General features: G+C 62.9%; 25 protein-coding genes. 13 read left to right on the plus strand and 12 right to left on the minus strand.

All coding sequences use genetic code 11. The annotated features are described in order from the left end of the window. Window positions 1–7 precede the first annotated feature (7 nt). From ACODTY_RS10505 to ACODTY_RS10540, 8 genes are all read left to right on the plus strand, one after another. Entirely contained in the window at window positions 8–856 is an 849-nt protein-coding gene (locus ACODTY_RS10505; protein ID WP_488994260.1) for a bifunctional allantoicase/(S)-ureidoglycine aminohydrolase, read from the plus strand. Then, window positions 853–1,359 (plus strand): ureidoglycolate lyase, encoded by a 507-nt coding sequence (locus ACODTY_RS10510; RefSeq protein ID WP_488994212.1) that lies wholly within the window; start codon window positions 853–855, stop codon window positions 1,357–1,359. The genes ACODTY_RS10505 and ACODTY_RS10510 overlap by 4 nt, the downstream gene beginning before the upstream one ends. Then, window positions 1,356–1,949, plus strand: coding sequence for a nucleoside deaminase (locus ACODTY_RS10515; protein ID WP_488994213.1), 594 nt, complete (start codon window positions 1,356–1,358; stop codon window positions 1,947–1,949). The genes ACODTY_RS10510 and ACODTY_RS10515 overlap by 4 nt, the downstream gene beginning before the upstream one ends. A gap of 317 nt (window positions 1,950–2,266) precedes the next feature. Then, window positions 2,267–3,856 (plus strand): ABC transporter substrate-binding protein, encoded by a 1,590-nt coding sequence (locus ACODTY_RS10520; protein WP_488994214.1) that lies wholly within the window; start codon window positions 2,267–2,269, stop codon window positions 3,854–3,856. Window positions 3,857–3,871: 15 nt separating this feature from the next. Next, the gene (locus ACODTY_RS10525) at window positions 3,872–4,831 is read left to right on the plus strand and encodes an ABC transporter permease (RefSeq protein ID WP_488994215.1); all 960 of its coding nucleotides are present in this window, start codon (window positions 3,872–3,874) and stop codon (window positions 4,829–4,831) included. Between the two features lie 9 nt (window positions 4,832–4,840). Beyond that, on the plus strand, window positions 4,841–5,665 hold the full coding sequence (locus tag ACODTY_RS10530; RefSeq protein WP_488994216.1) for an ABC transporter permease: 825 nt from the start codon (window positions 4,841–4,843) through the stop codon (window positions 5,663–5,665). Continuing rightward, window positions 5,665–7,332 carry an ABC transporter ATP-binding protein gene (locus ACODTY_RS10535; RefSeq protein WP_488994217.1) on the plus strand — a complete coding sequence of 556 codons (1,668 nt, stop codon included), beginning with the start codon at window positions 5,665–5,667 and terminating at the stop codon, window positions 7,330–7,332. The genes ACODTY_RS10530 and ACODTY_RS10535 overlap by 1 nt, the downstream gene beginning before the upstream one ends. A gap of 3 nt (window positions 7,333–7,335) precedes the next feature. Next, the gene (locus ACODTY_RS10540) at window positions 7,336–8,166 is read left to right on the plus strand and encodes an alkaline phosphatase family protein (RefSeq protein ID WP_488994218.1); all 831 of its coding nucleotides are present in this window, start codon (window positions 7,336–7,338) and stop codon (window positions 8,164–8,166) included. Between the two features lie 6 nt (window positions 8,167–8,172). On the opposite strand, the gene ACODTY_RS10545 is transcribed toward ACODTY_RS10540, so the two are convergent. From ACODTY_RS10545 to bcoG, 7 genes are all read right to left on the minus strand, one after another. Beyond that, the gene (locus ACODTY_RS10545; RefSeq protein ID WP_488994219.1) at window positions 8,173–9,111 is read right to left on the minus strand and encodes an alpha/beta hydrolase; all 939 of its coding nucleotides are present in this window, start codon (window positions 9,109–9,111) and stop codon (window positions 8,173–8,175) included. A gap of 33 nt (window positions 9,112–9,144) precedes the next feature. Next, a complete protein-coding gene (locus tag ACODTY_RS10550) occupies window positions 9,145–9,927 on the minus strand; it encodes a carnitinyl-CoA dehydratase (protein WP_488994220.1) in 783 nt (260 codons plus the stop codon). Then, window positions 9,924–11,996 carry an acetate--CoA ligase family protein gene (locus tag ACODTY_RS10555; protein ID WP_488994221.1) on the minus strand — a complete coding sequence of 691 codons (2,073 nt, stop codon included), beginning with the start codon at window positions 11,994–11,996 and terminating at the stop codon, window positions 9,924–9,926. Before ACODTY_RS10555 ends, ACODTY_RS10550 begins: the two co-directional genes overlap by 4 nt. A 151-nt stretch (window positions 11,997–12,147) precedes the next feature. After that, window positions 12,148–13,311 (minus strand): acyl-CoA dehydrogenase family protein, encoded by a 1,164-nt coding sequence (locus tag ACODTY_RS10560; RefSeq protein ID WP_488994222.1) that lies wholly within the window; start codon window positions 13,309–13,311, stop codon window positions 12,148–12,150. A 4-nt stretch (window positions 13,312–13,315) separates the two neighbouring features. Then, entirely contained in the window at window positions 13,316–14,431 is a 1,116-nt protein-coding gene (locus ACODTY_RS10565) for a 3-hydroxyacyl-CoA dehydrogenase NAD-binding domain-containing protein (protein ID WP_488994223.1), read from the minus strand. After that, the gene (locus ACODTY_RS10570; protein WP_488994224.1) at window positions 14,428–15,057 is read right to left on the minus strand and encodes an HD domain-containing protein; all 630 of its coding nucleotides are present in this window, start codon (window positions 15,055–15,057) and stop codon (window positions 14,428–14,430) included. The genes ACODTY_RS10565 and ACODTY_RS10570 overlap by 4 nt, the downstream gene beginning before the upstream one ends. A gap of 27 nt (window positions 15,058–15,084) precedes the next feature. After that, window positions 15,085–16,002, minus strand: coding sequence for a 3-dehydrocarnitine:acetyl-CoA trimethylamine transferase BcoG (gene bcoG / locus ACODTY_RS10575; protein ID WP_488994225.1), 918 nt, complete (start codon window positions 16,000–16,002; stop codon window positions 15,085–15,087). Window positions 16,003–16,074: 72 nt separating this feature from the next. On the opposite strand from bcoG, the gene ACODTY_RS10580 reads away from it, so the two are divergent. After that, complete coding sequence (locus ACODTY_RS10580; RefSeq protein WP_488994226.1) at window positions 16,075–17,055, plus strand: GlxA family transcriptional regulator; 981 nt, start codon at window positions 16,075–16,077, stop codon at window positions 17,053–17,055. A gap of 2 nt (window positions 17,056–17,057) precedes the next feature. Here ACODTY_RS10580 and ACODTY_RS10585 read toward each other — a convergent pair whose 3' ends face one another. The 3 genes from ACODTY_RS10585 to xylB all read right to left on the minus strand — a co-directional run bounded on the left by ACODTY_RS10585 (window position 17,058) and on the right by xylB (window position 20,169). Then, the gene (locus ACODTY_RS10585; protein WP_488994227.1) at window positions 17,058–17,264 is read right to left on the minus strand and encodes a hypothetical protein; all 207 of its coding nucleotides are present in this window, start codon (window positions 17,262–17,264) and stop codon (window positions 17,058–17,060) included. 143 nt (window positions 17,265–17,407) lie between these two features. After that, window positions 17,408–18,718, minus strand: coding sequence for a xylose isomerase (gene xylA / locus ACODTY_RS10590; protein WP_488994228.1), 1,311 nt, complete (start codon window positions 18,716–18,718; stop codon window positions 17,408–17,410). Continuing rightward, window positions 18,715–20,169 (minus strand): xylulokinase, encoded by a 1,455-nt coding sequence (gene xylB, locus ACODTY_RS10595; protein ID WP_488994229.1) that lies wholly within the window; start codon window positions 20,167–20,169, stop codon window positions 18,715–18,717. The genes xylA and xylB overlap by 4 nt, the downstream gene beginning before the upstream one ends. 226 nt (window positions 20,170–20,395) lie before the next feature. On the opposite strand from xylB, the gene ACODTY_RS10600 reads away from it, so the two are divergent. Continuing rightward, window positions 20,396–20,752: a hypothetical protein gene (locus ACODTY_RS10600; protein ID WP_488994230.1), complete on the plus strand. Its 357-nt coding sequence runs from the start codon at window positions 20,396–20,398 to the stop codon at window positions 20,750–20,752. Window positions 20,753–20,754: 2 nt separating this feature from the next. On the opposite strand, the gene ACODTY_RS10605 is transcribed toward ACODTY_RS10600, so the two are convergent. Beyond that, complete coding sequence (locus tag ACODTY_RS10605) at window positions 20,755–21,378, minus strand: LysE family translocator (RefSeq protein WP_488994231.1); 624 nt, start codon at window positions 21,376–21,378, stop codon at window positions 20,755–20,757. 210 nt (window positions 21,379–21,588) lie between these two features. On the opposite strand from ACODTY_RS10605, the gene ACODTY_RS10610 reads away from it, so the two are divergent. From ACODTY_RS10610 to ACODTY_RS10620, 3 genes are all read left to right on the plus strand, one after another. Further along, entirely contained in the window at window positions 21,589–22,350 is a 762-nt protein-coding gene (locus tag ACODTY_RS10610; RefSeq protein ID WP_488994232.1) for a L,D-transpeptidase, read from the plus strand. Window positions 22,351–22,437: 87 nt separating this feature from the next. After that, window positions 22,438–23,604 (plus strand): diphosphate--fructose-6-phosphate 1-phosphotransferase, encoded by a 1,167-nt coding sequence (locus ACODTY_RS10615; protein ID WP_488994233.1) that lies wholly within the window; start codon window positions 22,438–22,440, stop codon window positions 23,602–23,604. After that, window positions 23,604–24,323, plus strand: coding sequence for an MBL fold metallo-hydrolase (locus ACODTY_RS10620; RefSeq protein ID WP_488994234.1), 720 nt, complete (start codon window positions 23,604–23,606; stop codon window positions 24,321–24,323). Before ACODTY_RS10615 ends, ACODTY_RS10620 begins: the two co-directional genes overlap by 1 nt. Before the next feature lie 83 nt (window positions 24,324–24,406). On the opposite strand, the gene ACODTY_RS10625 is transcribed toward ACODTY_RS10620, so the two are convergent. Further along, complete coding sequence (locus ACODTY_RS10625) at window positions 24,407–25,855, minus strand: aldehyde dehydrogenase family protein (RefSeq protein ID WP_488994235.1); 1,449 nt, start codon at window positions 25,853–25,855, stop codon at window positions 24,407–24,409. Between the last annotated feature and the right edge of the window lie 166 nt (window positions 25,856–26,021).

Consider the following 26,021-nt stretch of genomic DNA (forward strand, 5'->3'; position numbering starts at 1 on the left):
GAAGACCATGGCTGACCGCACCTATCATGTGCCCCGAGGCGGCCTGCCGCCACAGAGCGATCTCATCACCGACCGCGCCGTCTTCACCGAGGCGTACGCCGTCATTCCGAAGCGCGAATTCAGCGACATCGTCACCAGCTTCCTGCCGTTCTGGGATAAGACGCGGCTTTGGGTGATCGCGCGCCCGCTCTCCGGTTTTGCCGAGACCTTCTCGCAGTATATCGTGGAGGTTCAGCCCGGTGGCGGCAGCGACCGCCCCGAACAGGACAGCGCCGCCGAGGGCGTGCTGTTCGTGGTGGAAGGCGAAATCACGGTCACCGTCGCCGGCAAGGCGCACCGGCTGACGTCCGGCGGTTATGCGTTCCTGCCGCCCGGCAGCGGCTGGACGCTGCGCAACAATGGCAGCCACACCGCTTCCTTCCACTGGATACGCAAGGCTTACGAATTCGTGGACGGCCTCGATGTGCCGGATCCCGTCTTTGCCAATGAGAACGAGATCGCGCCCGCGGCAATGCCGGACACCAACGGCGCCTGGGCAACGACCCGTTTCATCGACCCGTCCGACCTGCGCCACGACATGCACGTCACCATCGTCACGCTCAAGCCCGGCGCCGTCATCCCGTTTCCCGAAACTCATGTCATGGAGCACGGGCTCTACGTGCTCGAAGGCAAGGCCGTCTACCGGCTGAACCAGGACTGGGTTGAAGTACAGGCCGGCGACTTCATGTGGTTGCGCGCCTTCTGCCCGCAGGCCTGTTATGCCGGAGGCCCCGGAGATTTCCGCTACCTGCTGTACAAGGACGTCAACCGTCACGCCAAGCTTGGCGGCACTTTCGCACCGAGGCGCGCGCCATGAGCGCCATCGTCGCCCAACCGTTGACGCGCGAAAGCTTCGCGCCTTTCGGCGACGTCATCGACGTGGAAACCAGCAACCATTACCCGATCAACAACGGCAAGTGCGAACGCTACCACGACCTCGCACGGCCGGAGGTGACCGGCCCGAATGCGCGCGTACTGATCTCGATCGCGCGCGGCACGCCTTATGAGTTTCCGTTGAAGCTCACCATGGTCGAGCGTCACCCGCTGGGCAGCCAAGCCTTTATTCCAATGTCGCCCAAGCCGTTCGTCGTCGTCGTATGCCCGGACGGACCGGATGGACCGGGCACCCCGCTAGCCTTTTTGACCTCGCCCGGCCAAGGCGTGAACTATCGCCGCAACGCATGGCATGGCGTTCTGACGCCGGTTGGCGAAACCCAGGATTTCGTCCTTGTCGATAGGGGCGGCGACGGCTCGAACCTCGAAGAATTCCATTTCTCGCATCCCTATGAAATCCGCCTCCCTGACGGGTTCACGCCGTGAGCGACGTCTCCCTGATCGACCGCCTGCTCGACGTCATCGAGCATGACATCGTGCCGAAAACGGCAGAGGGCGTCAAAGAAGGCAACAAGCTTTTCGGCGCGGCGATCCTCAGGAAAAGCGATCGTTCGGTGGTCATTGCAGAGACCAACAACGAGATCGAAAATCCGCTCTGGCACGGCGAGGTCCATTGCCTGAAGCGGTTTTACGAAATGCCGAAAGCCGAGCGCGTGGATACCAAGGACGCCATCTTCGTCGCCACGCACGAACCTTGTTCGCTGTGCCTGTCGGCGATCACGTGGGCCGGCTTCGACAATTTCTACTACCTGTTCAGTCACGAGGATTCACGCGACAGCTTTGCCATCCCGCATGATCTGAAAATCCTCAAGGAAGTCTTCCGGCTCGACCCCGGCGGCTACAACGCCGAGAACGCCTACTGGAAGAGCTATTCGATCCGTAAGCTTGCACGCACCATGCCGCAGGCGGATCGCACCCGGCTCGAGGCTCGCATGGACGCCATCTCGAAGCGCTATGACGAGCTTTCCGGCACCTATCAGGCCAGCAAGGGCGGCAACGACATCCCGCTCAACTGAGCAGATTTCCGCCGGCGGCATGGAGCTGCCTGCAACGCCACGCACGTCGCAATCCGACATGCGACATTGCCCGAATTTGGCCGCGAGCTGCGGCGCGCGGGCGAACATCTTTGATGTTCCGGCCTAATCCACCCGCATTGGCACTTCAGTCACATCCTGTGATTGAAAAGCCGTTGGTCCAAACACGACATGCGATTTACGCCACGTGATGTCGCATTCGGTCTTGCGTCGAACTTCGCCTTGCCCCCATTATTCACGACAAATGAATAACTAAAAAACAGACCGGAAGGTCAAACACAGAGTGAGGAGCCTAGACCATGTCCAATGAACTTGAATTCCTCAGCCGCCGCGTCGCAACCGGCAAGCTTAGCCGGCGCGACTTTCTCGGCCGTGCTGCGGCACTGGGTGTAAGCGCTGCTTTTGCCAACACGCTGCTTTCCGATGCAGCCCGCGCCGAAGGCCCGGTCAAGGGCGGCATGCTCAAGGCCGGCCTGCAGGGCGGCGAGTCCTCCAACGTGCTTGATCCCGCTTTGAACCTCAGCCAGGTGAACTTCTCGTTCGGCAAGGCATGGGGTGAAATGCTGGTCGAACTCAACCCCGACGGCAGCCTCGAAAACCGCATCGCCGAGGAGATAGGCTCGTCGCCGGACGCCAAGACCTGGACGATGAAAATCCGCAAGGGCATCGAGTTCCACGACGGCAAGACCGTAACGGCGGAAGACGTGGCAGCCACCCTCGAGCGCCACAGCGATGAAAAATCGAAATCTGCCGCGCTCGGCATCCTCCAGGGCATCGAGTCGATGAAGGCCAGCGGCGACGAGGTCGTCATCACGCTCAAGGACCCGAATGCCGACTTCCCCTACCTGATGGCCGACTACCATCTGGTCATCCAGCCGAACGGCGGCAAGGACAACCCGAATGCCGGCATCAGCGCCGGCCCCTACAAGGTCACCGTCAACGAGCCGGGCGTGCGCTACGGCGGCGAAAAGTTCGCGAACTACTGGCAGGGCGACAAGATGGGCCACGCCGCCCAGATCGAAATCGTCGTCATCAACGACGCGACGGCGCGCACCGCCGCCCTCCAGGGCGGCCAGGTCAACATGATCAACCGCGTCGAGCCCAAGGTCGTCGATCTGGTCAAGCGCGTTCCGGGCGTGACCATCCAGAACGTTTCCGGACGCGGCTTCTATCCGTTCAACATGTTCTGCGACACAGCCCCCTTCGACAACAACGACCTGCGCATGGCACTCAAGCTCGCCATGGACCGCGAGGAGCTGCTCGACAAGATCCTGCGCGGCTATGGTTCGGTCGGCAACGACATCCCGGTCAACGAAGCCTATCCGCTGTTCTCGACCGACATCGAGCAGCGCAAGTTCGACCCGGACAAGGCGGCCGAGTTCTACAAGAAGTCAGGCCATAGCGGCTCGATCCTGCTCAGAACCTCGGATGTCGCGTTCCCAGGGGCAGTGGACGCCGCACAGCTCTACCAGCAGAGCTGCGCCAAGGCAGGCATCACCATCGAAATCAAGCGCGAACCCGGCGACGGCTATTGGTCGGAAGTCTGGAACAAGCAGCCCTTTTCGCTTTCCTACTGGGGCGGCCGCGCGACGCAGGACCAGATGTACTCCACGGCCTATGTTTCGAGCGCCGACTGGAACGACACGCGCTGGAAGCGTCCGGAGTTCGACAAGATGGTTGTCGCCGCACGCGGCGAACTCGACCAGGACAAGCGCAAGGCCATGTATCGCGACATGGCGATGGTCATGCGCGACGAGGGCGGACTGATCGTGCCCTTCTTCAACCAGTACATCGATGCCTCCGGCAAGGGTGTACAGGGCTGGGTAAGCAATCCCGCCCAGGAAATGTGCGGAGGCTACGCTCTGTCGATCTGCTGGCTCGAAGCCTAAGACGGCCTTGAGCGCATGTCTTCACCCATCCTGAAACTCGTGGCCCAGCGCGTTGCGCTGGGCATCCTCCTGTTGCTGGCCGTTTCGGTCCTGATTTTCGCCGGCACGCAAGTGCTGCCCGGCGACGTCGCGCAATCCATTCTCGGCCAAGCGGCAACGCCTGAATCGCTTGCCAACCTGCGGGCGGAACTGGGACTGAACGATCCGGCCTACATCCGCTACTTCAGGTGGCTTGGCGGGGTCTTGACCGGCGATCTCGGCACCGCGCTTTCGAGTGGGCAGGATATCGCCACCTCGATCGGCGGGCGGCTCTGGAACACGCTGTTTCTTGCCTTTTGCGCAGCACTCATATCGGTGCCGCTTGCGATCGTCCTCGGCCTGCTCGCCGTACGCTATCGCGACGGTTGGGTGGACAAGCTGATTTCGGGTCTGGCACTCGCCTCCACCTCGTTTCCCGAATTCTTCATCGGCTACCTGCTCGTCTATTTCTTCGCCGTGCAGTGGCAGATATTCCCGGGCATCTCCACCGTCTATGACGGCATGCCGTTCCTTGAACGAATGCAGGCAATCGCCTTGCCGGCAGCGGCACTAACACTTGTCGTGCTGGCGCAGATGATGCGAATGACGCGCGCCGCCATCCTCAACGTCATGCAGTCGGCTTACGTCGAGACGGCGGAACTCAAGGGTCTGTCGGCGTTTTCCATCATACGCAAGCACGCTTTGCCCAACGCGGTCGCCCCAATCATCAACGTCGTGATGCTCAACCTTGCCTACCTGATCGTCGGCGTCGTCGTGGTCGAAGTCATCTTCGTCTATCCGGGCATGGGACAATATCTGGTCGATCACGTCACCAAGCGCGACGTGCCGGTCGTCCAGGCTGTCGGCCTCATCTTCGCCGCCGTCTACATCACGCTCAACATCGTTGCGGATATCGCGTCCATCGTCGCCAATCCGCGCCTCAGACATCCGAAGTAGGGCGTAGCCATGCTGGATATCAAACGCATCCCAATTCCAGCGCTGATCGGGATCGTCCTGACGGCCCTGTTCGTTATCGCGGCTGTCTTTGCGCCATGGATAGCGCCTTATGGCAACGCGCAGATCGTCGGCGACGTCTGGCAGCCGATGTCCTCGCAGTTCTGGCTCGGAACCGACAATCTCGGCCGGGACCTGCTGTCGCGCATGATCTACGGCGCACGCACGACGATCTTCATCGCGGTCCTCGCCACGGCGCTGTCGTTTACGCTGGGGTCTACGCTTGGCTTTTGCGCGGCCGTCCTCGGCGGCTGGTTCGACACGCTGATGTCGCGCTTCGTCGATCTCCTGATGGCCATCCCGACGCTGATCTTCGCCCTCGTCGTGCTGTCGGTTCTGCCTTCGACACTGGTGACGCTGATCCTGGTCATGGGCATTCTCGACTCCACCCGCGTCTATCGTCTGTCGCGTGCCATCGCCGTTGACATCGAGGTCATGGATTATGTCGAGGCAGCCAAGCTGCGCGGCGAAGGCATGAGGTGGATCATATTCCGCGAAATCCTGCCCAACGCGCTCTCGCCGCTGATCTCGGAACTCGGGTTGCGCTTCATCTACGCCATCCTGTTTTTGTCTGCGCTTTCCTTCCTGGGGCTCGGCGTACAACCGCCGGACGCGGACTGGGGCGGCATGGTCAAGGAAAACAAGGACGGCATCGTGTTCGGCATCGGGGCGGCACTCATCCCCGCCGCCGCGATCGCAGCACTTGCCATTTCGGTCAACCTCGTTGCCGACTGGGTTCTCAACCGCACGACCAGCCTGAAGGGAGGGCGCGGATGATGGCTGACAAACAAGCAGCGACCGACAAGAAGTCCAACCTCCTGCTCGACATCCGCAACCTGCGCATCGAAGGCACGGTCTACCCACCCGGAGAGCCGCCGAAAAACATCGTCATCGTTCATGACGTTTCACTCACCCTTGAAAGGGGCAAGGTGCTTGGCCTGATCGGTGAGTCCGGGGCCGGAAAATCGACCATTGGCCTGTCTTCGATGGGCTATGGACGCGGCGGCGTGCGCATCACCGGCGGCGAGGTCATACTGAACGGCCGCGACATTCTGAAAGGCGGCAAGCAGGGCCTGCGCAAATTGCGCGGGCACGAAGTCTGTTATGTCGCGCAGTCCGCGGCCGCTGCCTTCAACCCTGCCCATCGCCTGATGGACCAGGTCGTGGAGGCAACCCTGCTGCATGGCCGGGCGACGCGCGCCGAAGCCGAAAAGCGCGCCGTCAAGCTGTTCAAGGCGCTCAGCCTGCCGGACCCTGAACACATCGGGGAGCGCTTTCCGCACCAGGTTTCGGGCGGCCAGTTGCAGCGCGTGATGACGGCGATGGCGCTCTGCTCGCAGCCGGACCTGATCGTCTTCGACGAACCCACCACCGCGCTCGACGTGACGACGCAGATCGACGTGCTGGCGGCGATCAAGAACGCCATCCGCGAGACAGGCGTTGCAGCGCTCTACATCACCCACGACCTTGCCGTGGTCGCCCAGGTGTCGGACGAAATCATGGTGCTTCGCCACGGCCGGCTGGTCGAATGGGGCGGCACGCGGCAGATCATCAAGGAACCTCGCCAGGAATACACCAACGCGCTGGTTTCCGTGCACGAGATCGACCATCAGGAAAAGAAGCCCGGCGCGACCCCCTTCCTGTCGGTCAAGAACGTCACCGCCGCCTATGGCGGCGGCAAGGTCAAGGTGCTGAAAAACGTCTCCGTCGATATCTTCCCCGGCCAGACCTTGGCCGTGGTCGGCGAATCCGGTTCGGGCAAGTCCACGCTGGCGCGCGCCGTCACCGGCCTCTTGCCGCCCGAGCAGGGCTCGATCACCTTTGACGGGCGACCATTGGCCAACAAGCTTGCCGACCGGCCCAAGGAAGACCTGCGGCAATTGCAGATGATCTACCAGATGGCCGACGTGGCGATGAACCCACGCCAGACCGTGGCCACCATCATCGGGCGGCCGCTGGAGTTCTATTTCGGCATGCGCGGGCGCGAACGCGATGCCCGCGTGGCCGAACTCCTCGACAAGATCGAGATGGGCAAGGGTTTCGGCGACCGCTATCCGGCGGAGCTGTCCGGCGGACAAAAGCAGCGCGTGTGCATTGCGCGGTCGCTTGCCGCCAAGCCCAAGCTCATCATCTGCGACGAGGTGACGTCCGCTCTCGACCCGTTGGTGGCAAACGGCATCCTGAAGCTCCTGCTTGAGCTGCAGGCGGAAGAAAACGTCGCCTATCTGTTCATCACCCACGATCTCGCCACGGTGAAATCGATCGCCGATTCCATCGCGGTGATGTATCGCGGCGAGGTGGTGCGCTACGGGCCGAAATCAGAGGTGCTGAAGCCTCCCTTCGATGCCTATACCGACCTTCTCCTGTCTTCCGTTCCGGAGATGGAAATGGGCTGGCTGGAAAAGGCGATCAAGAACCGGCGCATGGAAAGCGCAGGGAACTAGGCCTTGAAAGCAAAGCTACTGTTGATCGTGTTGGACGGCCTGCCGTGGCGCAACTGGCGCTACATGGGCAATCTCGAAGGTTGGGTGCAGTCCGGCGCGGCGCAGGTGTGGCGCATGCGCTCGGTGCTGCCTTCCACCTCGGCCTCGTGCTACGCCTCGATCCACACGGGCGTCGCACCACAGGCGCATGGCATCCTGTCGAACGATGTGCTGTTCAAGGTCGAGAAGCCTGACATCTTCTCCGAAGTCAGCAAGGCGGGCGGCAAGACCGGCGCTGTCACGCATTCGTTCTGGTCGATCTTCTTCAACCGAGCGCCGTTCGATTTCATTCGCGACATCGAATATGACGAGCCCAACGGTCCCATCCATCATGGCCGTTTTCACACCATGACCGGCTACAACGACATCAACCAGATGACGCCGAGCGATGCCGACCTGTTCGCGACGCTCACCATGCTTACCGAGCGTTTCGGTATCGACTACGGGATCCTGCACACTTGCACGCTGGATTCGATGGGCCATCGCTTCGGCCACGAATGCACCGAGATGGACAAGGCGCTGTTCACCATAGACGCGCAGCTCGCCGCCTTCCTGCCGCGCTGGCTCGCGAACGGCTACGAAGTCATCGTCACCGCCGACCACGGCCAGACGGACCGCGGCCACCACGGCGGCCACGATGATGTGCAGCAGGATTTCGCGCTCTATTATTTCGGTCCGGCCAAGGGGCCGAAGCCAGATGTGCTGCTCGACCAGTTGCAGCTTGCGCCAACCGTGCTGAAGCGGCTCGGCGTCAAGACACCCGCCACCATGAAGGCGAAGCCCTTTCTGGCGTAACCTGCGTCACCAGATCCAGGCGCCGTGCCCAAGCACCTGTAGCGCATCGACGATGCGGGTGAAGCTGGAGCGGGCGCGGCCAACCGTGTGCCGCCCCCTCAGATAGCCATGAACGAGTCCGTCTTCTTCCAGCCAGAACGCCCTGCCGCCAGCCGCCACGAGGCGGTCGCGGTAAGCCTCGCCATCCGATGACAGCGGGTCGCATTCGGCGGTGAAGACAACCGTCGGCGGAAGGTAGGCAAAGTCCGCGTCCGCCAGCGGAGCCATGGTGATGTCGCCGGTGCGGTCCACGCCGCCGGTGCGGACCTGCTCGTAAAAATGAAGGTCGCTGGTCGTCAGCATCGGTGCTTGCGCATGCGTGACATAGGAGCCGCGCGACGTGTCGCCACCCAAGGCCGGGTAGATCAGCACCTGACCGGCCGGCTTTGTCTTGTGGCCGCGCGTGGCATGGCTGACCGCTGCCGCGAGATTGCCGCCGGCGCTGTCGCCGCACAAAAGGATAGGACAGGCATAGGTGGCTGCCGCCCACTCGAAGGCGCTCATCGCATCGTCGAAATGGGCTGGGTGGACATGCTCGGGCGCGAGGCGATAGTCGACCGAGACCACCTCAAAGCCGGTTCGTGCGCACAATTCCGCGCAAACATCGTCATGGCTTTCCAGCCCGCCCAGGATGAAGCCGCCGCCATGGAAATAGATCACCACCGCCGCACCGGGCTCTCCCGCACGGTAGATGCGTATCGGAATGTCGTGCGTCGGTGTCGGGATCGATGAAGTTTGTGCCACCACACCATCCGGGTACCCGGCATGGAACTCCCGGCACATGCGGTCATAGATGGCGCGCTGCTCGGCAACGGTCCGCTCGCCCGTATCTTCCGGATAAAACGCGTTGGTCCGCTCGATGAATGCCCAAGTCTCGGCATCGATCAGCTTTTGATAGTCGGTCATATGTGCCCGCCCTCGCTTAGAGGCAAAGCCGTTCTACCGCCCTTTCCACACCGGGTCGCGCTTCTCGGCAAACGCCTTGAAACCTTCGAGATTGTCCTCGGACCCATAGAGCTTGTCGACCGTCGGCAACTGCCGGCGCGTCACCTTGTTCATCGTGTCCTGAAAGGCCAATCCTTCGGCCACGCGCGCGGTCTCCTTGATGGCGGCAAACACCAGCGGCGGGCCGCCGGCCAGCAGCCGCGCGATTTCCCACACCCGCTCTTCCAGCTTGTCCTTCGGCAGCACTTCGTTGACGAGGCCCCAACGGTGCGCCTCCTGTGCATCCATCCAGCGGCCGGTCAAAAGCAGGTCCATCGCGATATGATAGGGAATGCGCTTCGGCAGCTTGATCGTGGCGGCATCCGCCAGCGTGCCGGCCCTTATTTCCGGCAGCGCAAACGACGAATGGTCGGACGCGTAGATGAGGTCGCAGGACAGCGCGAGTTCGAAGCCGCCGCCCACCGCCATACCGTTGACGCATGCAATCACCGGCTTGTTGAGGTCACGCAGTTCCTGCAGGCCGGCGAAGCCGCCGACGCCGTAGTCGCCATCGACCGCATCGCCCGAAGCAGCACCCTTCAAATCCCAGCCGGCGCAAAAGAACTTGTCGCCGGCCGTCTTGACGATGGCCACCCGAAGCTCTGGGTCGTCGCGAAACGCCTTGAACGTCTGACCCATCAGGCGCGACGTTTCCATGTTGATCGCGTTGGCCTTGGGCCGGTCCAACGTGACTTCGAGGATGGCGCCTTCGCGGCGCGTGGTGATGACGTCAGTCATGAAACCTCTCTTGAAACCAGCAACGCATCAGCAATCCAGGCGCCCTCGCCTTTCCCGCAGACGATCAGCGGATTGATGTCGAGTTCCTCGATGCTGTCGGCGTTGCGCGCCACGAAATCCGCGATTCCGGCCACGGCCTCTATTGCCGCGGCAATGTCGGATTTGGCGCGGCCGCGATAGCCGTCAAGCAAGGGAAACATCTTCAGTCCCCGCAATGCCGCCTCGATCTCGTCGGGCGCAGCGGGCAAAAGCAGCGTCGCGCTATCCTTCAGCAGTTCGACCAGCACACCGCCGCTGCCCAACGTCATCGTCGGGCCGAAAACCGGATCACGCGTGAAACCGACGATCAGTTCCGCCACTCCGCCCGCAACCATGCGTTCGACATACAGACCGGTGCCGAGTGGCAGCAGCGCCGTTGCAGCGGAACGCACGGCCCCTTCGCTATGCAGGTTGAGCTTGACCGCACCGGCTTCCGACTTGTGCGCGACGCCCAGCGCCTTCAGCGCAACCGGAAAGCCAAGCTCGCGCGCCACGGCAACCGCTTCATCCACATTGGCGACGCGCTCGCCCTTGGGCACGGCAAGACCCGCCTCCCGCAACAGCGCCTTGGCTTCGGCTTCATCGAGTGTCTTGACTGAACTCGAGGGCGTAACCGAAGCCGAACTCACACCATCCTTTACCGGCTTCTTCCACGCCTCGCCGATGAACGCCGCCGCCTCGGTTGCATCGAAAGCCTCGACAATGCCGTGGAAGGGCACGATGCCGCGCTTCATCAGGTCGACTGCATGTGCCTCCGACAAATTCTCCAGCATCGAGGCGACGATTGCTCCGCGCGCATCATTTGCCTTCAAGGCAGCTTCGAACGCACTCACCGCAGTCCACCAGTCGGCATCCGAGCAGCGGTCGGTGCGCGGAAAATCCAGCACCAGCATGTTAAGGTCGAAGCCGCCCGAAACGAAAGCGCCGAAGGCCTTCGTCATTGCCGGCTCGTCGTTCCATATGAAGGTGTTGTAGTCGAGCGGATTGGCCACCGCCACCAGCGGGCCGAGCGCTTCCTTGACCCTTAACCTCGTCTCGGCGCTCAACGCCGGGAAGCCGACCCGGCGGCCTTCCGCCGTATCGGCCATCACCGAGGCTTCGCCGCCTGAACAGCTCATCGAGGACAGCCGCCCGCCGCCCAGCGGCCCGACAGTGTGCAGCAGCTTCAGCGTTTCGAGGAAAGACGGGATCGAATCGACACGCGCAATGCCAAGACGCTTGAGGAAGGCTTCAGACCCGGCATCGGACCCGGCCAGCGAAGCGGTATGCGAAATGGTGGCGGCGCGCGCCTGTTCCGAGCGTCCGACCTTCATAGCGACGATCGGCTTTTTCAGTTCGCGCGCACGCGCTGCGAGACGTTCATAGCCGGCGACGGAATCGAAACCTTCGATATGCAGGCCAAGCGCGGTCACGCGCTCATCCTCGATCAGCCCCAGCGCCATCTCGGACAAGCCGGTCTGCGCCTGGTTACCGGCCGTCATCAGGAACGCGACCGGCAGGCCGCGTTGCTGCATGGTCAGATTGCAGGCGATGTTGGACGATTGCGTGATGATGGCGACGCCGCGCTCGCCCGCCTCCAGCCGCTTGCCGCCATGCTGGTCCGGCCACAAAAGCGCGCCATCGGCATAGTTGATCAGGCCGTAGCAGTTCGGGCCGATGATCGGCATCTTGCCTGCTGCCGCGATCAGTTCGCGCTGCAGGCGTTCGCCATCGGCATCGTCGTTTCCGGTTTCGCGAAAGCCGGCGGCAAAGCAGATCGCGCCGCCCGCGCCAAGCGCGGACAACTGGCCGATGATGTCGATGGTGAGGTTGCGGTTGACGGCGACGAAGGCAGCGTCAGGCGCCGCAGGCAGGTCGGCAACCGACTTGAATGCCGCAACGCCGTGGACGTCTGGACGGCTTGGATGCACCGGCCAGATTTCGCCGGCATAGTTCATCTTCAGGCACTGTTCGACGACATTGGTGCCAAAGGCCCCACCGCCGATGATGGCGATGGATTTCGGGCGCAGCAGGCGGTCGAGGCGGGTCATAGGACGCAGCCTCCCCTTCTCCCCTTGTGGGAGAAGGTGTCACCGCAGGTGACGGATGAGGGGTGCCGGACAGGAATACCCCTCATCCGACCTCGCTTCGCTCGGCCACCTTCTCCCACAAGGGGAGAAGGCAAGTTCAGCGTCAAACCAATCATCCGCCCACGGCCCTTAGCAGCGCCCTAGAAATAATGTGCCGCTGGATTTCGCTGGTCCCTTCCCAGATGCGCTCGACGCGTGCGTCGCGCCAGATGCGTTCCAGTGGCAGGTCGTCCATCAGGCCCATGCCGCCGTGGATCTGGATCGCCTCGTCGGCGATGAAGGCCAGAACCTCCGTGGCCTTCAGTTTGGCCATCGCCATGTCCTCGTCGGTGACGGTGCCCTGGTCGTATTTCCAGCCGGCTTCGCGGGTCAGCAATTCGGCCGCCTTCAGTTCCAGCGCCATATCGGCAAGCTTGAACGAAACGCCCTGGAACTTGCCGATCTGCTGGCCGAACTGCTGGCGCTGCGCGGCGTACTCGATCGAGTGCTGCAAGGCGCGCTCGGCCCGGCCAAGGCAGGTCGAGGCGACTTGCAGGCGGGTAGCGCCGAGCCACGAGTTCGCAACCTCGAAACCCTTGTGGACCTCGCCCAGGATTTGCTCCTTCGGCAAACGGCAATCATCGAACTCGAGGATGGCGTTGGTGTAGCCGCGATGCGAAACGTTGCGATAGCCGTCGCGCACGGCAAAGCCCTTGGTGCCCTTGTCGACGAAGAATGCGGTGATCTTCTTGCGCTTGCCGCGCGGCGTTTCCTCTTCACCTGAGGCCATAAAGCAGATGGCGAAATCGGCAAGATCAGCATGGCTGATGAAGTGCTTGGTGCCGTTCAGCACCCAGTCGTCGCCATCCTGCACCGCGCTCGCCTTCATGCCGCGCAGGTCGGAGCCGGCACCCGGCTCCGTCATCGCAAGGCAATCCCACTTCTCGCCGCGAATGCAGGGATAAAGATACTTTTCCTTCTGCTCGTCGGTGCCGGCGAGCAGGATGTTGGAAGGGCGCGCCACGCAGGTCCAGTGCAGCGCATAGTTGGCGCGGCCCAGTTCCTTCTCATAGAGCAGCCATGTCAGCGTATCGAGGCCCGCACCGCCGACCTCGGCCGGCATGTTGGCGGCATAGAGACCGGCGGCAATTGCCTTGGCCTGTATCTCCTTGATGAGTTCCAGCGGCAGGTGGCCGCTGCGCTCCACCTGCTGTTCGTGCGGATAAAGCTCGTTCTCGACAAAGGCGCGCGTCGTGTCGACGATCAGTTGCTGTTCTTCCGAAAGACCGAAATCCATCGCCTCAGCCCTTCTTCTTTGCGGCCACTTTCTTCTTCGTCTTGACCGCGGCCTTCTTCACCGGCTTGGCGGCCTTGGCCTTCACCGCGGCCTTCGACGCAGCAGGCTTCTTCTTCGATGCCAGATCGCCAAGCTGCTTGGTGTAGGCCTTGTGGATCGCGCCGGCGCCCCAGCCCTTGCCCTTGTTCTGGCGCGACAGCGCTTCCATGATCGCGACCAGATTGTCGTCGCGGATTTTTTCCAGCTCGCGGATCGACCATTTGCCCGACTGGTCGTCCGACTGGCTGGCAATCAGGTCGACCAGTTCGTCATTGAACTCCGGCACGTCCATCAGCTTCGTCCACGGCCATTTCAGGCATGGCCCGAACTGCGCCATGAAGTGGCGCATGCCGGCCTCGCCGCCGGCGACGCGATAGACTTGGAACATGCCCATCTGCGCCCAGCGCAGGCCGAAGCCGTAGCGCATGATGTCGTCCAGTTCCTCCACCGAGCAGATGCCGTCCTTGATCAGCCACAGCGCCTCGCGCCATGCCGCTTCCAGCAGGCGGTCGCCGACGAAAGCCTCGATCTCCTTGCGGATCACCACCGGCTTCATGCCGATGGAGGCATAGATTTCCTTCGCCACTTCGATGGCTTCTGGGAAGGTCTGCTCGCCGCCGACGATCTCGACGATCGGCAACAGATAGACCGGGTTGAACGGATGGCCGACGACCAGCCGCTCGGGATGCTTCTTCATCGCCACCTGCATGTCGGTCGGCTTGATGCCGGAGGTTGACGAGCCGATGATCGCGTTGGCCGGCGCGTGCATGTCGATCTCGGCCAGCACCCTGTGCTTGAGGTCGAGCCGTTCCGGCACGCTTTCCTGGATGAAGTCGGCATCGGCCACGGCCTCGGCAATCGTCTTGGCGAAGGTCAGCTTGCCTTCCTTCGGCAGTCCGCCGGGCAGCATCTGCTTATAGGCGCGGCGCGCGCCCTTCATCACTTCGCCAACCTTGCGCTTGGCTTCCGGGTCCGGATCGAAGATCGCGACATCGATACCGTTCAGCAACAGGCGCGCGGCCCAGCCCGCGCCGATAACGCCGCCGCCGATGGTGGCTGCCTTGGCGATGATTGTCGTCATGCGGATGTTCCACTTCTCAATTTGGCTGTTGCCGGATCGACGAGCGGCACACGCTCGCCCGCCCGGATCACCTTGGGGTCATAGGCTTTGCGCCCAAACACGTCGAACACGAACGGTGCGAAGAACTCGATCGGCAACGTGTCATAGTCGGGATCGAAACTCGTCTGGTCCCAGCGTTCGCAAAACAGGTCGCAGTCGTCATAGAAGGCGTGACCGGCAAACTTGTCGCGCGCATGCGGGTTTCCGCCGGTGTGGTGCGCGTAGTACAGGCGCTGAAAGTCGCCGTGCTTCTCAACAACCCACGTGCATTGTTCGCGCACGAAGGGCTTCACGATTGCGGCCGCGTACTCGTCGTGATTGTAGGGCGCATAGATGTCGCCAATGTCATGCAGCAACGCACACGCGATCCAGTCGGTGTCGGCACCGTCACGCCATGCACGCGTCGCCGCCTGCAGGGAATGCCCGAGCCGGGTAATCTTGTAGCCGGACAGCCCCTGATCGAGCTGCACCAAAGCGTCGAGCAGGCGCTCGCCGGTCTTGGCGGCAAACTCTATCTCATGCTCGGTCAGGAAGGCGTAGTCCTCGCGGTCGCCGTCCTTCATTGCGGTGAATTTTACGGTTTCCATCTTCTTGGAACCCTGTGGTCTCGACGTTCAGGCCGCCAACGGCGCGCGCTTGGTGAGGTTCAGCTTCTTGCGCACTTCTTCCGGCCCGATCACCCGCGCGCCCATGTTGGAAACAACCGTGACCGCGCGTTCCACCAGTTGCGCGTTGGTGGCAAGCACGCCCTTGTCGAGCCACAGATTGTCCTCCAGCCCAACGCGGACGTTGCCGCCGGCCAGCACCGCCGCCGCCGCATAGGCCATCTGGCTGCGGCCGAGCGAAAACGCCGACCACGTCCATTCCTTCGGCACATTGTTGACCATGGCCATGAAGGTGTTGAGATCGTCCGGCGCGCCCCACGGCACGCCCATGCAAAGCTGCACAAGCGCATCGGGCTTCAGCACTTCTTCCTGCACAAGCTGCTTGGCAAACCACAGATGCCCGGTATCGAAGGCCTCGATCTCGGGCTTTACGCCGATCTCGGTCATCATCGAACCCATGGCGCGCAGCATGCCCGGCGTATTGGTCATGACGTAGTCGGCTTCGGCAAAGTTCATCGTGCCGCAGTCAAGCGTGCAGATTTCCGGCAGGCACTGGCGCACATGCTCGACGCGCTCGGCAGCGCCCGCCATGTCCGTTCCCTGCACCTTCAAAGGCAGCGGGTTTTCCGGCGAGCCGAACACCATGTCGCCGCCCATGCCTGCGGTGAGGTTCAGCACCACATCGACATCGGCCGCGCGGATGCGGTCGGTCACTTCGCGGTAGAGATGGACGTCGCGGCGCGGCTTGCCCGTCTCGGGGTCGCGCACATGGCAATGCACCACCGCGGCACCTGCCTTGGCTGCCTCGATGGCAGAGTCGGCAATCTGCTTCGGCGAACGCGGCACATGCGGGCTGCGATCCTGCGTGCCGCCCGATCCGGTCACGGCACAGGTAATGAAGACCTCGCGATTCATCTCGAGCGGCATGGTAATCCTCCCTAAAGTTGGGCCATCATCGCGCCGCTTGCAGCTGCTTGCTTTGCGTTTTACGAATAGAGAATGGCAAGAAGCGAAAAAACGACGATCTTTCGACCGGAGCACGCACCGCTCAAGGTCACGCTTCTGGTGTTTTCCGGTGCGTCGATCATGTGCGTCGCCTCGGCCATCGACCCGTTGCGCGCCGCCAACCGCATCACCGGCGAAACCCTGTTCGACTTCAAGATCGTCTCGATGACGGGCGAGCCGGCGGCCACCACGTGTGGCCTGCCCGTCGCGGTCAGCGGGCGCTTCGACGCCAGCGACGAGGCAGACATGGTGGTGGTCATCGCCGGCTTCGGCACCCAGAACTACGCCACGTCCGCGCTGCTTGCCGGGCTGCGCCGCATCGCCCGCTCGGCGCGCGCCGTCGGCGGCGTCGAAGCAGGCACCTGGCTTGTGGCGCGCGCCGGCCTGCTCGAAGGCCGCGCCGCCACCACCCACTGGGAAGACATGGAGGATTTTGCCGCCGCCTTCCCCGGCACCGACGTGCGTCCCGACCGCTACGTCATCGACGGCCCCGTCTTCACCAGCGGCGGTGCTTCACCCACCTTCGACCTGATGCTGCACCTCATCCGCTCGCGCCTCGGCATGGCGGTCGCGCTCGATGTGGCAAGTGTCTTCATCTACGACCAGTCGCGCACTTCCACCGACGCACAGCCGCTGGTCTCGCTCGGTCGTCTGGACGGCTACGATCCGCGCCTCGCGCACTCGATCCGGCTGATGGAGCAGCACATCGACCAGCCGCTGCCGGTCGCGTCCGTTGCCCGGCGCGCAGGCGTCACGCCGCGCACGCTCGAAAACATCTTCCGCAAATCGATCGGTGAAACGCCGGGAGCCTACTACCTCAGGCTTCGCCTCAACGCGGCGCGGCGGCTGGTCGTCGATACGCGCGTGCCGATGGCGGACATCGCCGCGCGCACCGGCTTTTCGTCCGCTGCAACTTTCTCTCGAGCCTTCGCCAACAGTTTTGGCGAAGCACCCTCGCAGTTCAGGAAAGGCTGATTTCAGGCCGCCGTTTCGCGACCTTCGCCCGGCTGGTCGAGCAGCGTGCGCAGGCGGCGCGCAAGCTGCGCCTCGAATCTGCTTGCCACCGCACGATCCCACTCGTTGCCGGATTGCGAACCGGGACGCGGCAAGGTCAGCAATCTATCGATGATGGAACCGGAAACTCCGTCGGACAGAAGAGCGTCGATTTCACGTTCGTGCTGCATGTCGTTTCGCCTCCCTTCAACTCGTTTGACGAGCGCTATAGAGGCGACCCGTGACGGGCTCATGAAGACATCGCGGCAGTTTTGCGGCAGCGGCAAAAATCTGGTTCTCGCCGCCGCAGCCAGTCCCGGGTCCGGGCGTTGCGTCAAACGTAGCGGTTGACCACGTTCTCCAGATATTCCTGCCGGCCGGACTTCGGCTGCGGCTCGATCTTCTTCTTGACCACGCGTTCCGCGATCTCTTCCAGCGTGCGCTTGCCGGACAGCATCGCCTTGCCCTCTGCCGACTTCCAGCCGGCGTAGCGTTCTTCCAGCGGACCGGAAAGCGCCTTGTCCTCGATCATCCGCGCTGCCGCCTTCAGGCCGCGTGCGCAGCAATCCATGCCGCCGATATGGGCGATCAAAAGATCCTGCGGGTCGAGCGACTGGCGGCGCAGCTTCGCGTCGAAATTGGTGCCGCCGCTCTTGAAGCCGCCGCCTTGTAGCACCTGATAGTAGGCCAGAGCCATTTCCGGCACGTTGTTGGGGAACTGGTCGGTATCCCAGCCAGACTGGTAGTCGTTGCGGTTCATGTCGATCGAACCGAAAATGCCAAGCGCATTGGCCAGCGCCAGTTCATGCTCGAAGGAGTGGCCGGCGAGAATGGCATGGCCCTGCTCGATGTTGACCTTGACCTCCTTCTCCAGCCCAAAATCCTTGAGGAAGCCGTACACCGTTGCAACGTCGTAGTCATACTGGTGCTTGGTCGGCTCCTGCGGCTTCGGCTCGATCAGGATCGCGCCCTTGAAGCCGATCCTGTGCTTGTAGTCCACGACCATTGAAAGGAAGCGGCCCGCCTGTTCGCGCTCGCGCTTCAGGTCGGTGTTGAGCAACGTCTCATAGCCTTCGCGCCCGCCCCACAGCACGTAGTTCTCGCCCTTCAGCCGCTTGGTGACGTCGATGCATTTCTTTACCGTCGCCGCCGAATAGGCAAACACGTCCGGGTCCGGATTGGTGGCCGCACCGCCCATATAGCGGCGGTTGGAAAACAGGTTCGCCGTGCCCCACAGAAGCTTGACGCCCGTCTCTTTCTGCTTCTTCTCGAAAATGTCGACGATCGCGTCGAGATTTGCTGCGCTCTCCGAGAAGTCCTTGCCCTCTGGCCGCACGTCCGCGTCGTGGAAGCAGTAATAGGGCGCGCCCAAAAGCGAGAACATTTCGAAGGCGACATCGGCTTTCAGCCGCGCCTTGTCCATGTCGTCGCCGAACCATGGCCGCTCAAAGGTCTGGCCGCCGAACGGGTCGCCGCCCGGCCAGGCGAACGAATGCCAATAGGCTATGGCAAAGCGCAGGTGATCCGAGAGCTTCTTGCCGGCAACCACCTCGTCGGGATTGTAGAAGCGATAAGCGAGCGGATTGGTCGAATCCGGTCCTTCATACTTGATCTTCTTGATGTCGCCGAAGAACCCGGTGCTCATGCTTGAACTCCCTTGATAGCAGGATAAAGCGCCCGATAGCGCTCGTAGGCATCGGCAAAGCCGCCGGTCAGCGTCCTATCGGGCTCGATTGTCTCGTCCGTCGAAGGCGGCGTGCAGACGGCGCGCGGATCGGCGCCGGTGGCGGCGATCAAGCCAAGCCGGGCCGCACCGAAAGCGGCGCCGAAATCGCCGTCCGCCGGCACATCGACCGGAATGCCAAGCGCCGTCGCAATCGTCTTCAGCCAGTAGCGTGAACGCGAACCGCCGCCGATGGCGGTGACGCGATCAAGTTTCGTGCCGGCCTTCTTCAACGCTTCGAGGCTGTCGCGGAAAGCGAAGGCCACGCCTTCGAGCACGGCCTGCGTCAGCACCGTACGGCTGGATGCATGTTCGAGCCCGACGAATGCACCCCTTATGGCGGCATCATTGTGCGGCGTGCGCTCGCCGGAAAGATAGGGAAGAAACGTCACGCCGCACGGCGCTTTCAAACCGTCGCCAAGCTCGTTGGTCAGGTCGGCGGCATCCTTGCCGGTGACCTCGCACAGCCAGTTCAGCGAATCCGTCGCCGACAGGATCACGCCCATCTGGTGCCATGTATCCGGCAGGGCATGGCAGAAGGTGTGCACCGCGCTTTCCGGATTGGGCAGATAGGCGCCGTTGGCCGCAAACAGCACGCCGGATGTTCCAAGCGACACGAAAGCGTGCCCCTCGCCCACCGTGCCCATGCCGCAGGCCGAAGCCGCATTGTCGCCCGCGCCGCCGGCAATCGGGATGCCCGCCTGCATACCCCATTTCGAGGCCAGTTCGGCGCGCAAGCCGCCGGCCCGTTCGGTGCCTTCCACCAGTGCGGGCATATGCTTTTCGTCCAGCTCCGTCGCCGCAAGCAGGTCGGACGACCAGCGCCGCTTGCCGACATCCAGCCACGCCGTTCCCGCCGAATCCGACATTTCGGAGATATGCTCGCCGGCAAGCCATAGCCGCAGGTAGTCCTTGGGCAACAAGACCTTGGCCACGTTGGCAAAGATGTCCGGCTCGTTGTTTTTCACCCAGACAAGCTTGGGCGCGGTGAAGCCGGGAAAAACGATGTTGCCGGTAAGCTTGCGAAAACGCGGGTCCGCATCGAGCCGCGTTGCCTCCACATGGCTGCGCGTATCGTTCCACAGGATGCAGGGCCGCAGGACCTTGTCAGAAGCGTCGAGCAGCGTTGCCCCGTGCATCTGGCCCGACAGGCCAATTCCCTTGACGGCGGCGAGTTCCTTCGGATGCGCCGCCTTCAGTTCGGCAATCGCTTCCTCGCAGGCGGCAATCCAGTCGGCGGGGTTTTGTTCCGACCAGCCATGATGCGGCCGCGACACGTCGAGCGAGCCATGCCCGGCACCGACCGCCTTTTGCCCGGCGTCGATCAGCAAGGCCTTCACGCCTGACGTGCCCAGGTCAAGGCCAAGATACATGGACTTCCTCCCGAAAGCAGTGTGCGGAGCGATGCGGGACCAATTTCGGGACCGCGTGAACGTTCCGCGCCGATGCCTCCCGCCTCGCAGCCTTTCATATCAAAAAATCGCGAGGCACGAAGCTATTTTTTTCGATATCCGTAAAAAATATTGGAAGGCGCGATTTCGGGACTTCGGCGTGCGCTCATCACGGGTGTTTGACAGCCATGCAGCGCCGATGTTGAGTATGAAGATGCAGCCTGACGAACCCGACGAACTGATTGAAACGATTTTCCGCAACGGCACGCTCACCGTTGTCGGCATCGTGCTGGCTTTTTCGCTCGGCTTCGTCACGCATTGGGCCGCCAATCCCATCCCGTGGCAGCCCGAGGACGGCTTTGCGCTGTTGCCGATCCTTCTCGGCATCGCGCTTCAGATCAAGGCGCTGTCCGAACTGCTCAAGCATCAGTGCCTGAAGAAGCAGCGTTTCGAGCGCGCCAACCGCATCTTCATGACCGGACTTCTGTTGACCAGCGGCGGGGTCGCGCTGGCCATCCTGTTCGACTTCTTCGAAGTCTCGAAAATCGCCAAGCTGGTCGGCTGAGTTCAGGAACCCGAGCGGACGGCCACGGTGGCGACGCCGGCGCCGATCAGCAACGACCCGCCGGCTCGGTTGAAGATGCGGATCGCTCTTGGATTGCCAACGAGGCTGCGCGCCCTTGCCGCGACCAGCGCATAGCCGAAGGCATTGGCGAAGGCGAGCACCAAGAATGTGCTCTCGAAAATCACCATCTGGGTCACGAAATCCGCATGGCGGTCGATGAACTGCGGCAGGAACGCCACGAAAAAGGTGATGCTCTTGGGGTTCAGCGCCGTCACCAGCCAGGCATGCGCCATCATCTTGGCAGACGAGACGGCATCCGTGCGCGGCTCGGCGTTCAGCGTCCCGCCTGCCCTGAACAGCTTGATGCCGAGATAGATCAGATAGCCCGCGCCGATCAGCTTCAGCACCGTGAACACGGTCGCCGATGCCGCCAGGAGCGCGCCGATGCCCAGCATCGACAGCGTCATGGCGGTGAAGTCGCCAAGCGCGACGCCGACCGACATCGGCAAGGCCGTGCGCCAGCCTTGGCCAAGCGCGTAGGAAACGACAAGCAGGATGGTCGGGCCGGGAATGACCAGCAGGACCATCGAGGCAGCGGTGAAGGCAAGCCAGGCTTCGAACGACATCGTTCTCTCCATCCAAAGAAAAGGATAAATCCCCGCCTTCTCCTTGATGTAAAGACCCCGCATCGAGGATTTCGCCGCCACTCAACCGCATCCGTCGCCAATTGTGGCAACCGGTGGCTGTAGCCTTCATGTTTTGTAAACCATAGCTGCCGAAAATGCCTTGCAATGGCCGCCCCTCCGGTTGCGGCACTCCTGTAAGGTTAAGCGTACATGCCTGAGTTGCAGAACAACTTGCCTTCGCCTTTGCCCGGCGAAACCGCTCCCGACGAAGTCTCGGCCTCGCGCCGCGCGCTGCTTCGCGGCATCGGCGCCACCGCGCTGCTCACCGTCGGCGGCTGCACCTCTATGGAATTCCCGGCGCTTGAGCTCGACAGCGGCCCGACCGGGTCGATCCGTTCGCTCAAGCCGGCCATCAGCGTCGACAAGCAGGTGACCAGCCCGGACGTCATGTACGCCGGCCTCACCGATGGCGGCTTCGCCGTGCCTGAAGTGCCTTACCTCAAGGTCGATCCCAAGTTCCGCCGGCAGATTGTCGTCGATCCTACCGGCGAAGCGCCCGGCACCATCGTTGTGCACACGCAGGAGCGCTTCCTCTATCTCGTCCAGCCGGAAGGCGAGGCGATCCGCTACGGCGTCGGCGTCGGCAAGGACGGCTTCCGCTGGTCTGGCCGCGCCAACATCCAGTACGGCAAGGAATGGCCGACCTGGACGCCGCCGCGCGAAATGATCGGCCGCAAGCCGGAACTGGTGAAATGGCAGAACGGCCAGCCCGGCGGCCTTGAAAATCCCCTCGGCGCGCGCGCGCTCTACATCTACCAGAACAACCAGGACACCGGTTACCGCATCCACGGCTCGCCGGAATGGTGGTCGATCGGCAAGGCGATGTCGTCGGGCTGTGTCAGGCTCATCAACCAGGACATCATCGACCTCTACAGCCGCGTGTCGAAAAAGAACCCGGTCGTCGTGGTATAAAGGGTATTTTTCAACCGATTTAATTTTCTGTTGCGCACCTTGCCCGGAAGCGCGATTGTGACGACGATTACGCCGGAGACTTGAACCATGTCCGCGACATTCGTCATCGCACAAGGCGGCGGACCGACCGCCGTCATCAACCAGACACTCGTCGGCGCGGCGCTCGAAATCCGCAAGCGTCATCCGGGCGCGCGCGTGCTTGGCGCGCGCCACGGCGTGCGCGGCATCCGCGACGGCGATTATGTCGATCTCACCGACATCCGCGAAGACCAGTTGCGCCTGATCGGCCGCACGCCTTCGTCCGCGCTCGGCTCGACGCGCGACAAGCCGGACGCTGCCTATTGCGACGTCATCCTCAAGGGATTGCAGAAGGCCGGCGCAGACGCCTTCATTTATATCGGCGGCAACGACACCGCCGGCACGCAGCAGATCCTCGCCGATGCGTCAGGCGGCAGCATCGCCTTCGTCCATGCGCCCAAGACCATCGACAACGATCTCGAAGAAAACGACCACACGCCGGGCTTCATTTCGGCAGCGGAATTCGTTGCCGGCGCCTTCCTCTCCGTGGACCTCGACTTCCGCGCGCTGCCCGGCATCTATGTCGGCATCGTCATGGGCCGCCATGCCGGCTTCCTCACCGCAGCTTCCGCAGCGTGGCAACTGGATGAAGACAGCGGCCCACACCTCGTCTACGTCCCCGAACGCGCCTTCGAGGTCTCGCGCTTCGTCGATGATGTCCGCGCCACGCTCGACCGCCACCGCCGCTGCATCGTCGCTGTTTCCGAAGGCGTGTCCACCGCCGATGGCAAGGCGCTGGTCGAAAGCCTCGTGCCGCCCGAGCGGCTGGAGCGCGACGCGCATGGCAACGTCAAGCTTTCCGGAAGCGACCTCACCGCAGCACTTGAACAGGCGCTCGCAACCCACCTGCCCGGCAAGCGCGCCCGAGTCGATGCACTCGGCTATATGCCGCGCGGCTATGTCGGCGCCATCAACGCGGTCGACAGCGAAGAAGCCTTCAAGGCCGGCGCATTTGCTGCCGCGGTCGCGGGCGAAGGCGGTGGCTCGGTCGCGCTGCAATTCGATGGTCGCCAGACCGTGCTGAAAAAGGTGCCGCTCGACCACGTCGCCGGCAAGACGCGCCATATGCCGCCCGACTTCATGCAGGGCGACGCCAACCGCCTCGCGCAACCGGCCTATGATTATCTGAAGCGTCTTGTCCCGGCCAAATACCAGGTCGGGCGGCCATTCGTCTGATGGCGGGCTGGTTCGCGAAGCAGCATGTTGATGCGGTCACCACGCACCTGACCGAGCCTTACGTCAATGACTATTTGCGCGCCAACATCTGGCATGTCGTCGGTCGCGATGCCGACCTGCTCATCGATACCGGCATGGGCATCCGCCCGCTTCTGCCGGAGATCCCGACACCTGCCGGCAAGGATCTGATCGTCGTCGCCACCCACATCCATCTCGACCACGTCGGGTCGCTGCACGAGTTCGAACATCGCGCCGGGCCAGCCTACAGCGCGGTCGAGTTCGAACGGATGGGCGACGCCGCCACCTACGCAGACTTTTTCCGCGACATGAAGGACCCCGTCTCGCAACTACCGGAGCCGGGCTGGAGTGCTGCCAATTACGCCATCAAGCCGGCGCCGCTTAAGCGTGCGCTCAGCGAAGGCGACGTCGTCGATCTCGGCGACCGCCGCTTCAAGGTTCTGCACCTGCCCGGCCATTCACCGGATTCGATCGCGCTGATCGATGAGACCGAGGGGACCTTTTTCAGCGGCGATGCCGTCTATGACGACACGCTGATCGACGACCTGCCGGACTCAGACCGTGCCGCCTATCGCGAGACGATGGAGCGCCTGCTCCATCTGCCGATCCGCATCGGCCATGGCGGCCACGGACCGAGCTTCAGCCGCGAACGCATGCGCGAAATCGCGGCCAACTATCTCAAGGCTACTGCTGATCTATAGCGGTCAGTTCACGGCTGCCGCCCCGACCTCTCAGAACCCCCTCTCCCTGCTTGCGGGGAGAGGGTAAGGGTGAGGGGCACCCTTCAGCCGACAGCCTCGTCCCAGCCGCTCACGGCCTTGACCTCAAGGAAATCCTCCAGGCCCCACTTGCCGCCTTCACGGCCAAGGCCGGACTGCTTGTAGCCGCCGAACGGGCTGCCATAGGGACGGCTGGTGCCGTTGATCTGCACCATGCCGGCGCGCAGCTTGCGGGCCACGCGCTGCGCCTTCACCTTGTCGCCCGACTGCACATAAGCGGCGAGCCCATAGGGCGTGTCGTTGGCGATGGCCACCGCATCGTCCTCGCTATCGAACGGGATCATCGCCAGCACCGGCCCGAAGATTTCCTCGCGCGCAATGGTCATGTCGTTGTTCACGTCGGCAAAAATGGTCGGGCGCACATAATAGCCGCGGTTGAAGCCTTCCGGCCTGCCAAGCCCGCCGGCCACAACGCGCGCGCCTTCCTTGATGCCCTGTTCGATAAGGCTCTGCACCTTGGTGAACTGCACTTCGGAGGACAGCGGCCCGATGTGGTTGCCGTCGTCTGCCGGATTGCCCACCTTCACCGTCGCCGCCACGTCGGCTGCAATGCCCACGGCGCGGTCATAGACCGGGCGCTCGATCAACATGCGGGTCGGCGCGTTGCACGACTGTCCGGTATTGTTGAAGCAATGGCGCACGCCGCGCTTGATCGCAGCTTCCAGGTCGCTGTCGGCAAAGACGATGTTGGGCGACTTGCCGCCCAGTTCCAGCGCAACGCGCTTGATCGTCTCCGACGCGGCCTTGGCAACGGCAATGCCGGCGCGGGTCGAGCCGGTGAACGACATCATGTCGATGCCGGGATGACGCGACATCGCCTCGCCAACGCTCGGTCCGTCGCCATTGACCATGTTGAACACGCCGGCCGGGAAATCCGCTTCTTCCATGATCTCGGCAAAGACCACGGATGAGATCGGCGCGATTTCCGAAGGCTTCAGCACCACGGTGCAGCCTGCCGCCAGCGCCGGCACCACCTTGAGCGTCACCTGGTTCATCGGCCAGTTCCACGGCGTGATCAGGCCGCAGACGCCAATCGGCTCATGCACGATGTGCTCGACGCGATTGTCGTCGCTCAGCGGCGTCTCGAACTTGTAGTCCTTCAGCGTCCGGATGAAGGCCTCGATGTGCCCTGCACCGCTTGCCGCCTGCGATTCGAAGGCAAGCTTGATCGGCGCGCCCATCTCGTCGGAAATCGCCTTGGCCATGTCGCCCATGCGGGTCTTGTAGACCTTGAGCAAGCGCTCCAGCGCCGCCAGCCGCTCCTCGCGGGTGGTCACGCTCCAGCTTTCAAAGGCGCGCCGCGCCGCAGCCACGGCCTTGTCGACATCAGCGGCCGACCCCATCGAGATCACGGCAAAGGGCTGCTCGTCAGCCGGATTGATGACCTCCAGCTCCTTCGCCACCACCGGAGCGACCCATTTTCCATCGATGAAGAAATCCGTCTTGCGCAGCATCGTCCAGCTCCCTTGTCGCGGTGGCCGGGGCATCGGCCGGGCGGCTTTCTAGCGCCTCTTTGCGCGAACACTCAAGTCTCAAGGGGCAGCATATGGTGAGGCCAGCTCCTGTCGAGCACGGTGCGTGTCGAACCTCACCCGGGCAAACACCCATTAGCGGAACAGA

It is taken from the genome of Mesorhizobium sp. FG116, from assembly GCF_057809835.1.

Bases quoted from the DNA above. Each gene is read 5' to 3' on its own strand.
- ACODTY_RS10555 (WP_488994221.1), bottom strand. From the start codon at position 11,996: ATGACCCGCCTCGACCGCCTGCTGCGCCCGAAATCCATCGCCATCATC.
- xylA (WP_488994228.1), bottom strand. From the start codon at position 18,718: ATGAGCACCGGGTTCTTCGGCGACATCAAGAAGATCAAGTATGAAGGA.
- ACODTY_RS10605 (WP_488994231.1), bottom strand. From the start codon at position 21,378: ATGTCGTTCGAAGCCTGGCTTGCCTTCACCGCTGCCTCGATGGTCCTG.
- ACODTY_RS10505 (WP_488994260.1), top strand. From the start codon at position 8: ATGGCTGACCGCACCTATCATGTGCCCCGAGGCGGCCTGCCGCCACAG.
- ACODTY_RS10600 (WP_488994230.1), top strand. From the start codon at position 20,396: ATGAAGATGCAGCCTGACGAACCCGACGAACTGATTGAAACGATTTTC.
- ACODTY_RS10530 (WP_488994216.1), top strand. From the start codon at position 4,841: ATGCTGGATATCAAACGCATCCCAATTCCAGCGCTGATCGGGATCGTC.
- ACODTY_RS10550 (WP_488994220.1), bottom strand. From the start codon at position 9,927: ATGACTGACGTCATCACCACGCGCCGCGAAGGCGCCATCCTCGAAGTC.
- ACODTY_RS10620 (WP_488994234.1), top strand. From the start codon at position 23,604: ATGGCGGGCTGGTTCGCGAAGCAGCATGTTGATGCGGTCACCACGCAC.
- ACODTY_RS10570 (WP_488994224.1), bottom strand. From the start codon at position 15,057: ATGGAAACCGTAAAATTCACCGCAATGAAGGACGGCGACCGCGAGGAC.
- bcoG (WP_488994225.1), bottom strand. From the start codon at position 16,002: ATGCCGCTCGAGATGAATCGCGAGGTCTTCATTACCTGTGCCGTGACC.
- ACODTY_RS10615 (WP_488994233.1), top strand. From the start codon at position 22,438: ATGTCCGCGACATTCGTCATCGCACAAGGCGGCGGACCGACCGCCGTC.
- ACODTY_RS10625 (WP_488994235.1), bottom strand. From the start codon at position 25,855: ATGCTGCGCAAGACGGATTTCTTCATCGATGGAAAATGGGTCGCTCCG.
- ACODTY_RS10585 (WP_488994227.1), bottom strand. From the start codon at position 17,264: ATGCAGCACGAACGTGAAATCGACGCTCTTCTGTCCGACGGAGTTTCC.
- ACODTY_RS10560 (WP_488994222.1), bottom strand. From the start codon at position 13,311: ATGGATTTCGGTCTTTCGGAAGAACAGCAACTGATCGTCGACACGACG.
- ACODTY_RS10520 (WP_488994214.1), top strand. From the start codon at position 2,267: ATGTCCAATGAACTTGAATTCCTCAGCCGCCGCGTCGCAACCGGCAAG.
- ACODTY_RS10545 (WP_488994219.1), bottom strand. From the start codon at position 9,111: ATGACCGACTATCAAAAGCTGATCGATGCCGAGACTTGGGCATTCATC.
- ACODTY_RS10535 (WP_488994217.1), top strand. From the start codon at position 5,665: ATGGCTGACAAACAAGCAGCGACCGACAAGAAGTCCAACCTCCTGCTC.
- ACODTY_RS10610 (WP_488994232.1), top strand. From the start codon at position 21,589: ATGCCTGAGTTGCAGAACAACTTGCCTTCGCCTTTGCCCGGCGAAACC.
- ACODTY_RS10510 (WP_488994212.1), top strand. From the start codon at position 853: ATGAGCGCCATCGTCGCCCAACCGTTGACGCGCGAAAGCTTCGCGCCT.
- xylB (WP_488994229.1), bottom strand. From the start codon at position 20,169: ATGTATCTTGGCCTTGACCTGGGCACGTCAGGCGTGAAGGCCTTGCTG.
- ACODTY_RS10580 (WP_488994226.1), top strand. From the start codon at position 16,075: ATGGCAAGAAGCGAAAAAACGACGATCTTTCGACCGGAGCACGCACCG.
- ACODTY_RS10525 (WP_488994215.1), top strand. From the start codon at position 3,872: ATGTCTTCACCCATCCTGAAACTCGTGGCCCAGCGCGTTGCGCTGGGC.
- ACODTY_RS10565 (WP_488994223.1), bottom strand. From the start codon at position 14,431: ATGACGACAATCATCGCCAAGGCAGCCACCATCGGCGGCGGCGTTATC.